Below are 12,280 nucleotides of genomic sequence, written 5' to 3'. Positions count from 1 at the left end.
TCATTCACGAAAGCACGCTGTGGCAACTCCTAATTATTCCTACGAAAAACGCCAGAAAGAGCTTGCGAAAAAACGTAAAAAAGAAGAAAAACTCAAGCGCAAAGCCGAAGGTAAGCCTGATGACGCGGCAGACGAGGGTGAGCAGACCCCAGACACGCAGGCCGACGGCCAACCCGGTTTGCCACCGACTGAGTCATCGATCTGATTCTGAAGCCCCAGCTCCGGACATCAACCCTAGACGCACCGATCTTTTCGAGTCGCATCCATCCACCCCTGGGTTCGCCCCAATACATCAACGGGTCCATTGCCGACATGGCCCGTTATCCATGTACCCGGCGCCGACCCGCTATACGCCGCTGTCACGCTATTACCTGCTCCCGGAGCATTCGCAAGTTAATGCATGACGCCGCCATGTCGCATCGCGAAATGGGGCGCAAATACCGGTGAATCCTTCAAGGAAGCATTTTTGAAGACGCGAAAAAGCAGGCCCGGCTGTCGATCGTGTGTGGCTTGCCGAGTCAAAAATAATAGCTGTACATGACCTTTTGACGGGGGCCAGAGGCCAATTTGATGCTTCTTTACCCAGTCAGGACGTCTTCCGTGAGCCAGCATTGGTCCCTTGCCGTCTTTCCACCTGCGTACCCCTGGACTCAAAATGTTTCACCCGCCGCGGGTTTTGGGCATTTTCTCCTGCAAAAAAGCATCCCATGCTCGGGTAACATTGCAGGCCGTGCACTGCGCGCCAGGCAGTGCGAGCGCCCCGTCAAGCGCTATAAGAATCAACGACTTAGCTAAACGCTCAAGAAAACAGGGACTGCCGTGCGTCTCAATTCGATCAAGTTATCAGGGTTTAAATCGTTCGCGGAGCCCACCAATTTTGTGTTGCCGGGGCAATTGGTCGGTGTGGTGGGGCCCAATGGCTGCGGTAAATCCAACATCATGGACGCGGTGCGCTGGGTGTTGGGGGAAAGCAAGGCCTCCGAGCTGCGCGGCGAGTCCATGCAGGACGTCATTTTCAATGGCACCAACACGCGCAAGCCAGCCAGCCGCTCCAGTGTGGAGCTGGTGTTTGACAATGCCGATCACCGGGCTGGTGGCCAGTGGGGTCAGTTTGCCGAGATCGCCGTCAAGCGTGTCCTGACTCGTGACGGTACTTCAAGCTATTACATCAACAACCAACCGGTGCGCCGCCGTGATGTGCAGGACGTGTTCCTGGGGACCGGCCTCGGCCCGCGGGCTTACGCCATCATTGGCCAGGGCACGATCAGCCGCATCATCGAGTCCAAGCCGGAAGAGTTGCGCCTCTTTCTGGAGGAGGCCGCAGGCGTATCGAAATACAAGGAGCGCCGCCGGGAGACCGCCAACCGGCTGTCGGACACCCGGGAGAACCTGACGCGGGTAGAAGACATCCTGCGCGAGCTCAATGCCAACCTCGACCGGCTGGAAAAGCAGGCCGAAGTGGCCATGCGCTACAACACCTTGCAGGCTGACAGCACCCTCAAGCAGCATCAGCTGTGGTTTCTGAAGCGTGCCGAGAGCCAGGCCGATCAGGCGCGGGTCAAGGTGGATTCCGAGAAGGCGGTGAACGATCTTGAGAGTCGTGTTGCCGACCTGCGCCATATCGAAGCCGACCTCGAAACCATTCGCCAGTCGCACTATGCCGCGGGCGACCAGGTCAATCAGGCGCAGGGCAAACTTTATGAGGCCAGCGCGGAAGTCGGGCGGCTGGAGGCAGAAATCCGCTTTGTGGTCGATGGCCGGCTGCGCGTCGAGCAGCGTCTGGCCCAACTCAAGGAGCAGACCGCCCAATGGGCGACGCGCCAGGAAGACGCCGCGGCCGAGACGGAGAGCCTGGCAGCCCAGGCCATCGAAGCCGAAGAAAAAGCCGAGCTGCTGGTGGCGCAAACCGAAGAGCACCAAACCCAGCTGCCGGCACTTGAAGAGGCGCTGCGCCAGGCCCAGGCCAAATCCAACGAGCAGCGCACCGGTGTGGCCCAGGTCCAGCAGCAGATTCAGGTGCTGGCCGCCGACCAGCGCAACATTGAAGAGCAATCGCGCACGCTGGCCTTGCGCCATGAGCGCTTGACGGCCGACCGCAACGCGCTCAATGCTCCCGATGAAGCGCGCCTGGCGAACCTCACTGCGCAATTCAGCGGCGCACAAGAGGCACAGGCGGAATCCGAGGCACGCCTGCATGAGTTGACCGAAACCGTGCCGCAGCTTGACGAGGAACGGCGCACCCTGCAGCAGACCGTTAACACCGAGTCGGCCAAACGCGCCGACCTATCCGCCCGCATGGAGGCTCTCAAAGCCTTGCAGGAAAAAGTCAAAACCGATGGCAAGCTCAAGCCATGGCTGGAGAAACACGGTTTGGGCAGTCTGCAAGGCCTGTGGAGCCGTATTCATATTGAGCAGGGCTGGGAGAACGCCCTGGAAGCCGCATTGCGCGAGCGCCTGGGTGCGCTCGAAGTCAGCCGCTTGGACATGGTGCGCGGCTTTGCCGGAACCGATGGCCGCGGCGACGGTGAAGGGCCGCCGGCCAAACTCTCGTTTTATACGGCGCCCCATGCCGCGGTGCCCGCCCGCTCCAATCCATCCGTCAGCCTCAAGCCCCTGGCCGATCTGCTTCGCCTGAACGATGCCGGCCAGTCGGCGCTGCTGGGTGACTGGCTGCACGGCTGCTACACCACGCTAAACCTGGACGAAGCCTTGGCGGCGCGCGACAAGCTGGATGCAGGCGAAGTGATTTACGTCAGGAGCGGCCACGCCGTCACGCAGCACAGCGTCAGTTTTTATGCACAGGATTCCGAGCAGGCCGGTTTGCTGGCCCGCGCGCAGGAAATCGAAAACCTCGACAAGCAGCTCAAGGCCCAGGCCCTGATCAGCGATGAAGCCAGAAGCGCGCTGGTACGCGCCGAAGCCACTTATGCAGACGCCGCCCAGCGGCTGGTCACGGCGCGCCGTGAAGCGGCCGAAGGCCAGAGCCGTGCCCACGAACTGCAGGTGGAAGTGTTGCGCCTCACGCAACTGGCCGAACAAACCCGTGCACGCAGCGAGCAGATCCAGGGCGACATGGCGGAAATTGAGGCCCAGCTCGGTGAGCTGGAGGAGCGCAAGGTCACGGCCGAGGCCCGCTTTGAGGAGCTCGACATGCAGCTGGCCGACAGCCAGGAGCGCCATGCCCAGTTCGATGACCGGGTGATCGACACCGAGCGCAAACTGGGTGAGTCACGCGAGCAGCAACGCACGCTGGAGCGCCAGGCGCAGGAAGCGCAGTTTGCCCTGCGTAGCCTGGCTTCGCGGCGCGAAGAGCTGGCCCGCTCCATTGCCATTGCCACCCAGCAGGCCGCGTCGATTGCAACTGAAGAAGAGCGTGCGAAAGAAGAGTTGTCGCGCCTGACCGATGCCGCGGCGCAGGCCGGCCTGCAGAGCGCGTTGAGTGTCAAGCTGGAACGCGAAGCCGACCTCGGCGCCAAACGCAGCCAGTATGACGATCTGACGAACAAGCTGCGCGCCAGCGACGAGCGCCGCTTGCAGCTTGAGCGGGAACTCGATCCTTTGCGCCAGCGCATCACGGAATTCCAGCTCAAGGAACAGGCCGCACGCCTGGGCTTTGAACAATACGAACAACTGCTGAACGATGCACAGGCTGACCTGGTGGCCGTGGAGCAGTCCATTCAGGCTGGCAATGTGCGCCTGACCGGCCTGCAGGGCGAGATTGACCGCCTTCACCGGGAAATCCAGTCCCTGGGTGCCGTCAACCTCGCTGCGCTGGACGAGTTGAGCGCGGCCCGTGAGCGAAAACAGTTCCTGGATGCGCAGTCCGCCGACCTCAACGAGGCCATGGGCACGCTGGAAGATGCGATCAAAAAAATCGACATGGAAACGCGCGATCTGCTGGCAAGCACGTTCGAAACCGTCAACACCCATTTCGGCAAGATGTTCCCCGAACTGTTTGGTGGTGGCAACGCACGTCTGGTCATGACCGGCGAAGAAATCCTCGACGCCGGTGTGCAGGTGTTGGCCCAGCCGCCCGGCAAGAAAAATCAGACGATTCACCTGCTCTCGGGCGGTGAAAAAGCGCTGACGGCCATCGCCCTGGTGTTTGCGATCTTCCAGCTCAATCCCGCACCGTTCTGCCTGCTGGACGAGGTCGACGCGCCCCTGGACGACGCCAACACCGAGCGTTACGCCAAGCTGGTGAGCTCCATGAGCAAGGAGACCCAGTTCCTCTTCATCAGCCATAACAAGATCGCCATGGAAATGGCCGAGCAGCTGATCGGCGTCACCATGCAGGAGCAGGGCGTTTCGCGCATCGTGGCGGTGGACATGGAAGCGGCACTCGGATTCTCCGAGATCGCAGCATGAGCACCACCGGTTTGCCCCCACGAAAATCAGCCCTTGCCGGCGGGAAGCGCGCCGCCCCCGTCCCACCTGCGTGGGATGGAGCGGGCGACAAGGGGGATAAGTGCGATAAGTGCGCCGAGGCTGGCGCGGGGGCGCGTCTCGCATGAGCACACTCCAGGTCAGTTTGGCGGTGGTGGGCGGCTTGGTGCTGGCAGGCGTGGTGGCTCACAGCGCCTGGTCGTCGCGCAGAAACCTGCCCAAGCGGGCCACACCACCCGTGCCTCCCGCACAGGAGCCCGCACAGCATCAGGCGCCAATGCAGGCACCCACTACAGCGCCTGACGTACTGGCCGAGCGACAGGAGCCCAGCTTTGATACAGATATGGATGGCGACTCTGGCCTGCCCTCCCTGGCGAGCCTCACCACGCCCCCCGACAGAAAACCCGGTCTGGACGTCCTGATCGACGCCGTGGCGCCGGTGGTGCTTGAGTCGGTGGTGTCGGGTGACGCCGCGTTGGCCGCGATGCCCAGTACCCGCCGCGTCGGCAGCAAACCCTTCGGGGTAGAGGGCCTCAGCGTGACCACCGGCGAATGGGAGTTTCCCACCGCCGGTCATCGCTACAGCGCCTTCCAGTGCGGCGTGCAACTGGCCAATCGAACTGGTGCGCTCAACCAGATCGAGTACTCGGAATTCGTCATGAAGGCGCAGGCCTTTGCCGACGCCATTGGGGGCGAGCCAGAATTTCCTGAAATGCTCGACGAGGTTGCACGTGCCAGGGAACTGGACCAGTTCGCCAGCGGGCACGATGCCCAGTTGAGCTTCACCCTGCGCGCCATTCACACAGCCTGGAGCCCAGGTTATGTGCAGCAAAGCGCCGCAAGGCTCGGTTTTGTAGCCGGCTCCATCCCCGGCCGCATGGTGCTGCCCGCCAGTCAGCCGGGCCATGCGCCAATTCTGGGCCTGGCCTTCGATACGCAGGCCGCCATGGCGGACGACCCCGAACAAACGGCGTTGCGCGAGCTTACGCTGTCCCTGGACGTGCCGCAAGTCCTGCGCTCCGAGCAGCCGTTTGCGCGCATGTGCGAGGTCGCCATGGCCCTGGCCGCCAGCATGGATGGCGTGATCATCGACGACAACGGCAACCTCATCCGGCCAGAAGCCATGGACGTGATCCATGCCGACCTGGAACAGCTCTATGACACGCTGGACGGCCGCGACCTGTCGGCCGGCTCTGTGCTGGGCAGGCGTCTGTTTTCCTGACTTTCCCGGGCTTGCCGCTCACTTTTGACCTTTTTCATGGCCACCAAAGACCTGTTTGCGCAGCCGGAGCCTTCGCGGCAGCCGGCGTCCCCTGCTGAACGCATGGCCGCCTTGCGCGCTGAACTTCACGCTCATGCTCATCGCTATTACGTCCTGGACGAGCCGACCATTCCCGACAGCGAGTACGACAGGCTGTTCAAGGAGTTGCAGGACCTGGAAGCGGCATACCCGGAGTTGCTGACACCGGATTCCCCGACGCAGCGCGTGGGCGGCAAGCCGCTTGACCAGTTTGCCAGCGTGCGCCACAAGGTGCCCATGCTCAGCATTCGCACGGAGACGGACACAGAGGCCACCGGCGCGCAAAATTTCGACACCCGCGTGCGCAAGGAACTGGGGCTGACGGAGTCGAATCCGCCGGTCGAGTATGTGGCTGAACTGAAGTTTGACGGGCTGGCCATGAGCTTGCGTTATGAGCACGGTGTGCTGGTGCAGGCGGCCACCCGCGGCGACGGCGAGGTCGGGGAAGAGGTGACGCAGAACATCCGTACCATCAGGCAAATTCCTCTCAAACTGCCATCAGATGCACCACCTGTGCTGGAAGTGCGGGGTGAGGTTTATATGCGGCGCGCTGATTTCGAAGCCTTGAACGACAAACAGCGAGAAAAAATCGCGGCGGGCGCCAAAGGTGAAAAAACCTTTGTGAATCCGCGCAACGCCGCCGCTGGTGCGGTGCGCCAGCTGGATCCCGCTATCGCCGCGCAGCGCCCGTTGAGCTTTTTTGCCTATGGCGTGGGCGAGGTGGTGCTGGAGGCCGAACAAGCCAACCCGAAGAACCCTTGGGTTGCGACCCATATGGAGCTTCTGCAAGCGCTGAAGTCATGGGGGTTTCCAGTGGCAGCCCAGACAAAAATTGCGCATGGTGCTTCTGAATTGATAGCGTTTCACCAGGCCATGGGCCAGCAGCGCGACAGCCTGCCTTACGACATTGATGGGGTGGTGTACAAGGTCAACAGCCTGGCATTGCAGAAACAGATGGGGTTTGTCAGCCGGGAACCACGCTGGGCTGTGGCCCATAAATACCCGGCGCAGGAACAGCTCACCACCGTGCTGGGCATTGAGGTGCAGGTCGGGCGCACGGGTAAGTTGACGCCGGTGGCCAAGCTGGCACCGGTCTTTGTGGGTGGCGTTACCGTGACCAATGCCACGCTGCACAACGAGGACGAAGCGCGCCGCAAGGATGTGCGGGTGGGCGACACCGTGATTGTTCGCCGTGCCGGCGACGTGATCCCCGAGGTTGTCAGCGTGCTGCCCGACAAGCGATTGCCGGGCGCGCCGATGTTCACGATGCCGCGCCAATGTCCGGTCTGCGGCTCCGATGCGGTGCGCGAGGAGGGCGAAGCCGATTACCGGTGCACCGGCGGGCTTTTTTGCGGCGCACAGCGCAAGGAAGCCATCCTGCACTATGCGCACCGACGCGCCGTCGAGATTGAGGGCCTGGGTGACAAGCTGGTGGAGCAATTGGTGGACGCCAATGTGATTCGCACATTACCCGACCTTTACAAGCTGGGCCTGACGGCTTTGGCCAGCCTGGACCGCATGGCCGAAAAATCGGCCAATAACCTGCTCAAGGCGCTGGAAAAATCCAAGCAGACCACCTTGCCGCGCTTTCTGTTCGGCCTGGGTATCCGCCACGTGGGTGAAGCCACAGCCAAGGAACTGGCGCGTCATTTTGGCAATCTGGACGCCATCATGGATGCCACGCAAGAGCAGTTGCTGGCTGTCAGCGACGTCGGCTCCATCGTTGCCCAGAGCATACGTACCTTCTTTGACCAGCCCCACAACCGTGAGGTGGTCGAGCAGCTGCGCGCCTGTGGCGTTCACTGGGAGGAGGGAGAACCTGCTGCCGTTGCCCCCAAACCGCTGTCCGGGAAGACCTTTGTGATCACCGGCACCTTGCCCACGCTGAGCCGGGATGAGGCCAAGGACAAGGTGGAGGCCGCCGGTGGCAAGGTAGCTGGCTCGGTCAGCAAAAAGACGGATTATGTGGTGGCAGGTACCGAGGCTGGCAGCAAGCTGGTCAAGGCGCAGGAGCTTGGTATCGCCGTGATCGATGAAGCGGCCTTGATGCGCCTGCTGGCTTCTGCTGAAGCTGAATAAAGCGTAATTTATCGCTGCATTCTCTCTGCGGCCACGCCGTAAGTAGTCCTCGCCGCTTACAGATCATTACAGGGCTTTGCAAACCCGACGTCACGCCACGCCGGGCACTGATACGTTAAAGGCTCAGAACAGGAGCTTTTCATGAACTACATCCGTTTATCCGGTTTGCTGGCAACCGCCGGCGTGGCCGCCTTGTTGTCCGGCTGCGTGGTCGCCCCGGTTGGCTATCGCCCCTATGCCACTTATCCTGACGCGTCTGTGTACGTTGAGACCGCACCGGTTGTCGTGGTGCCTGCGCCGTACTATGGCTACCGCGGTTACCGCGGTTACCGGCACTGGCGTTGAGCAGGCGGCAGTGCTGTTGTACGCGGCAGCGTCGCCAGCATCGCAATTGACGCGGGCTGCCCGCCCAGCTACCTCGTCAGGAGCACGTGAGCCTGCCGCCCCGCGATAATGGGCCATGACCGTTCGCGAAATTCTCAAAATGGGTGACCCGCGTTTATTCCGAGTTGCCCAACCTGTCGCCGCATTTGATACGGACGCGCTGCACCTGCTGGTTTCCGACATGTTTGACACCATGCGGGCCGCGGATGGCGCCGGTCTGGCCGCCCCGCAGATTGGCGTCAATTTGCAGGTGGTGATTTTTGGCGCCGACCAGGTCAATCCACGCTACCCCGATGCGCCCCTGGTACCTCGCACCGTGTTGCTCAACCCCGTCATCACACCCCTGAGCGCCGATGAAGAGGAGGGCTGGGAGGGCTGTCTGTCCGTGCCGGGCCTGCGCGGCCTGGTCCCGCGGTTTTCACATATTCGGTATACCGGCTTTGACCAGTATGGCGACCCCATTGACCGCACGGTCGACGGCTTTCACGCCCGCGTGGTGCAGCATGAATGCGATCATTTGATGGGCAAGCTCTATCCCATGCGAATCCGGGACTTTACCCAGTTTGGTTACACCGACGTACTGTTTCCAGGACTCGATGCATCGACTGATGATTGAGCCGAAGGATTGAGACTCAAAGGCGTACACTGAGCTGGTCGGATTCCACAGTTTTGGCAGTTTTTGCCCGTTTGTGCGTGTTGTACGCCAGGAAGAGTTTTCGGGATGACCTCTGTTTCTGGGCGCCCCTCCTTGGGGTCTGCAACACCCCCAACCCCTCCGCCCTATCAATTCAAGTTTGAAACGGTCAGCGGAAGCGGCGACGATCTTCAGATGCGTTCCCTGCTGGATCGGCAACAATTTTATGATCCTCAGGGCGAGGCTGAAGCAGCAGGCATTTCATCATCGGCCTGGCCGCTTTTTGGTCAGCTATGGCCATCCGGCCGGGTGCTGGCCCATGTAATGCAGACCTTTGAACTGGAGGGCAAACGCATTCTGGAGCTGGGGTGCGGGCTGGGCTTGGCCAGCCTGATCGTGCATCGGCGCGGCGGGGATATCACGGCGAGCGATTGTCACCCGCTGGCAGCGGCATTTTTGCTGGAAAATCTCAAACTCAACCAGCTCCCGGCCATGAAATACCAGATGGGCAACTGGTCAAGGGCCAATCCGCTGCTGGAACGATTTGATCTGATCATTGGCAGCGATATTCTGTATGACCGCGGGCAGCCCCAGACCCTGTCGCAATTCATTGATCTGCATGCGCAGCCAGACGTGGAGGTGCTGATCGTCGATCCCGATCGGGGCAATCGGATTGCATTCAACCGGAACATGGATTTGCTGGGCTACGCCCATACGCAGACACGTATTTCCCAACTGCCTGGCACCGGCGGCAAATACAAGGGGCGATTGCTGCGCTACCTGAGGACTTCCACCGCTTTACATCTCTGAAGCGTGCAGGCGGAAGTGCCTGGGGGCGAAATTCCGGAAGCCGCCACGTCAGGTATTGAGCGCTTCCAGCAATTCGGTCTCAATGGCGATTTGCGCCTTGTTCTGCTGAAGTTCGGGGCCATCGATCAGGAAGGTGTCTTCCACACGCTCACCCAGTGTGGTGATCTTGGCAAGCTGCAGGTTGATGCGGTGGCGGGCCAGGACCCGCGCAATCAGGTACAGCAGGCCGGCGCGGTCGCTGGCCGATACGCTGAGCAGCCAGCGCTGGGCTTTTTCGTCCGGCTGCAGATCCACCCGTGGTGCAATCGGAAAGCTTTTGACGCGGCGTGACACGCGGCCCTTGCCGGGAGGAGGCAGCGGGCCCGGCTCTTCAATGGTGCGGTCCAGGTCGGCCTCGACCATGGCGGCCAGCTCGCGATAATGGTCAGCCAGCTCGGGACTGACTACCTGAAAGGTGTCGAGCGCGTAACCGTTTTTGGCAGTGTGAATCTTGGCATCCAGAATGCTGAAACCTGCCTGGTCAAAGTAACCGCAAATGCGCGCGAACAGGTCCGGCGCGTCAGGCGTGTAGACCAGCACCTGCATGCCTTCGCCGGCCGACGAGCGGCGCGCACGCACGATGATCTTGGCCTTGCCCACGTAGCGCGACAGCTGCCGGGCGTGCCAGGCAATGTCGGCCGCCTCATGGCGCATGAAGTAACTCACGTCCAGCGTATCCCACAGTGCCTTGTGGGCCTCGAATGGTTCGGCGTGCAGCGCCAGCGTGGTCAGGGCCTCGCGCTTTCGGGCCTCCACTTCGGCATCGGCATCGGGTGCCCGCCCGCCCAGCACGCGCAGCGTGTAGCGGTAGAGGTCTTCCAGCAGCTTGCCTTTCCAGGCGTTCCAGACTTTGGGGCTGGTACCGCGGATATCGGCCACCGTCAGCAGGTACAGGGCGGTCAGGTAGCGCTCATTGCCGACCCGCCGGGCAAAGGCGGCAATCACGTCGGGATTGCTGAGGTCTTCCTTTTGGGCGATCCGGCTCATGCTCAGGTGCTCGCCCACCAGGAACTCGATCAGGCGGGCGTCCCCGGTGGCGATGCCGTGCTGCCGGCAGAAAATGCGAACATCCTTGCAGCCCAGTTCGGAATGATCGCCGCCGCGTCCCTTGGCAATGTCATGAAACAGCGCCGCAATGAACAATATCCAGGGCTTGTCCCAACCCGCCGCGAGTTGTGAGCACATCGGGTATTCATGCGAGTGCTCGGCCATGAAGAAGCGCCGCACATTGCGCAGCACCATGAGGATGTGCTGGTCCACGGTATACACGTGGAACAGGTCATGCTGCATCTGCCCGACGATCTTGCGGAATACCCACAAGTAACGGCCCAGCACCGAGGTCTGGTTCATCAGGCGTATGGCGTGCGTGATGCCCTCGGGCTGCTGCAGGATGCGCCGGAAGGTGTCCCGATTGACGGGGTCGCGGCGGAACTTCGCTGTCATGACGCCACGGGCGTTGTACAGCGCCCGCAGGGTGCGCGCCGACAGCCCCTTGATGCCTACGGTGGTTTCGTACAGCAGGAAGGTTTCAAGAATCGCATGCGGCTCGCGCACGTACAGGTCATCGCTGGTCACTTCCAGCATGCCCGCCTTGTCGCAGAACCGTTCATTGATCCGCTGCAGCGGATAGGTGTTGGGGTTCAGGCGTTCTTCAATGTTGAGCAGCAGGATCTGGTTGAGCTGGGTCACCGCCTTGGCGGCCCAATAGTAGCGGCGCATCAATGCTTCACTGGCACGGCGCGGCAGCCTGCTGCCATCATCGGCATGGCTTGAATAGCCGAACGACTCGGCGACAGCCGTTTGCAGATCGAATACAAGCCGGTCCTCGCGCCGCCCTGAAATCAGGTGCAGGCGGGCGCGTATCAGGCTCAGCAGCGCCTCATTGGCCTTGATCTGCCGCACCTCAAAGGCGGTGGCGAGGCCGCTACGAGCGAGGTCATCCCACGATTTTCCGAGACCCGCGGCGCGCGCGACCCACAACACCACCTGCAGATCCCGCAAGCCTCCCGGCGATTCCTTGCAATTGGGCTCCAGGGAGTAGGGCGTGTTTTCAAACTTGTTATGGCGCTGGCGCAATTCCAGCGTTTTGGCCACATAAAAGGCCTTGGGGTCGAGCACCGCGTCGAGCTGCTGTTGCAGCCTCAGAAAATTCTTTTTCGAGCCGGCAACCCGTCGAGCTTCCAGCAGGGAGGTCTGCACGGTGACATCCTTGGCTGCCTCTTCCACGCAGTCGGCCACCGTGCGCACGCTGGAACCGATTTCCAGTCCGCTGTCCCAGCAACTGCTGATGAAGCTCTCCACCTTGCTTTTGAGGGGCGCATCGTCCTCCGCATTGGCGTCGTCCGGCAGCAAAAGCAGGACGTCCACGTCTGAATGGGGAAACAGCTCGCCCCGGCCAAAACCACCCGCCGCAACCAGGCAGGCCGTGGCCGGGAAGCCGGCACGCTGCCAGAGCAGCTGCAAGGTTGCATCGGTATGCTTGGCCAGCTTTTGCAGCAGGCTGTGAATGCCCCGGGACGAGGCGCCGCTGCCGGCCAGCGAGGCGAGCAGGGCGGTTTTACCCGCACGGTATTGCTCCCGCACCTGAACCAGTTCACTCATGGGTAGGGAGCGGGGGCATCAAGGTGCGCAGGACGGCACTGAAAGCA

General features: G+C 61.7%; 8 protein-coding genes. 7 read left to right on the top strand and 1 reads right to left on the bottom strand.

Annotation, left to right across the window (positions count from 1 at the left end; genetic code table 11):
* Positions 1-19 precede the first annotated feature (19 nt).
* The 7 genes from BPRO_RS28620 (at position 20) to BPRO_RS12855 (ending at position 9,593) form a co-directional block, all read left to right on the top strand.
* Positions 20-205 (top strand): hypothetical protein, encoded by a 186-nt coding sequence (locus BPRO_RS28620; protein WP_081430516.1) that lies wholly within the window; start codon positions 20-22, stop codon positions 203-205.
* A gap of 614 nt (positions 206-819) precedes the next feature.
* On the top strand, positions 820-4,368 hold the full coding sequence (gene smc, locus BPRO_RS12880) for a chromosome segregation protein SMC (RefSeq protein ID WP_011483508.1): 3,549 nt from the start codon (positions 820-822) through the stop codon (positions 4,366-4,368).
* A gap of 142 nt (positions 4,369-4,510) precedes the next feature.
* Positions 4,511-5,608, top strand: coding sequence for a cell division protein ZipA C-terminal FtsZ-binding domain-containing protein (locus BPRO_RS12875; protein ID WP_011483507.1), 1,098 nt, complete (start codon positions 4,511-4,513; stop codon positions 5,606-5,608).
* A gap of 36 nt (positions 5,609-5,644) precedes the next feature.
* Positions 5,645-7,765, top strand: coding sequence for an NAD-dependent DNA ligase LigA (gene ligA, locus BPRO_RS12870; RefSeq protein ID WP_011483506.1), 2,121 nt, complete (start codon positions 5,645-5,647; stop codon positions 7,763-7,765).
* Between the two features lie 141 nt (positions 7,766-7,906).
* Entirely contained in the window at positions 7,907-8,110 is a 204-nt protein-coding gene (locus BPRO_RS12865) for a hypothetical protein (RefSeq protein WP_011483505.1), read from the top strand.
* Positions 8,111-8,225: 115 nt separating this feature from the next.
* On the top strand, positions 8,226-8,765 hold the full coding sequence (gene def, locus BPRO_RS12860) for a peptide deformylase (protein ID WP_011483504.1): 540 nt from the start codon (positions 8,226-8,228) through the stop codon (positions 8,763-8,765).
* A gap of 105 nt (positions 8,766-8,870) precedes the next feature.
* A complete protein-coding gene (locus tag BPRO_RS12855) occupies positions 8,871-9,593 on the top strand; it encodes a class I SAM-dependent methyltransferase (RefSeq protein WP_011483503.1) in 723 nt (240 codons plus the stop codon).
* 48 nt (positions 9,594-9,641) lie between these two features.
* On the opposite strand, the gene BPRO_RS12850 is transcribed toward BPRO_RS12855, so the two are convergent.
* Positions 9,642-12,233: a [protein-PII] uridylyltransferase gene (locus BPRO_RS12850; protein WP_011483502.1), complete on the bottom strand. Its 2,592-nt coding sequence runs from the start codon at positions 12,231-12,233 to the stop codon at positions 9,642-9,644.
* Positions 12,234-12,280 lie beyond the last annotated feature (47 nt).

Origin of the sequence: Polaromonas sp. JS666 (assembly GCF_000013865.1) — a bacterium.
In the GTDB taxonomy this organism is placed as follows: domain Bacteria; phylum Pseudomonadota; class Gammaproteobacteria; order Burkholderiales; family Burkholderiaceae_C; genus Polaromonas.
This window is presented reverse-complemented; position numbering and strand designations above follow the sequence as displayed.

Coding starts and splice junctions, on each gene's coding strand:
- BPRO_RS12865 (WP_011483505.1), top strand. CDS start 7,907: ATGAACTACATCCGTTTATCCGGTTTGCTGGCAACCGCCGGCGTGGCC.
- ligA (WP_011483506.1), top strand. CDS start 5,645: ATGGCCACCAAAGACCTGTTTGCGCAGCCGGAGCCTTCGCGGCAGCCG.
- def (WP_011483504.1), top strand. CDS start 8,226: ATGACCGTTCGCGAAATTCTCAAAATGGGTGACCCGCGTTTATTCCGA.
- BPRO_RS12850 (WP_011483502.1), bottom strand. CDS start 12,233: ATGAGTGAACTGGTTCAGGTGCGGGAGCAATACCGTGCGGGTAAAACC.
- BPRO_RS12875 (WP_011483507.1), top strand. CDS start 4,511: ATGAGCACACTCCAGGTCAGTTTGGCGGTGGTGGGCGGCTTGGTGCTG.
- BPRO_RS12855 (WP_011483503.1), top strand. CDS start 8,871: ATGACCTCTGTTTCTGGGCGCCCCTCCTTGGGGTCTGCAACACCCCCA.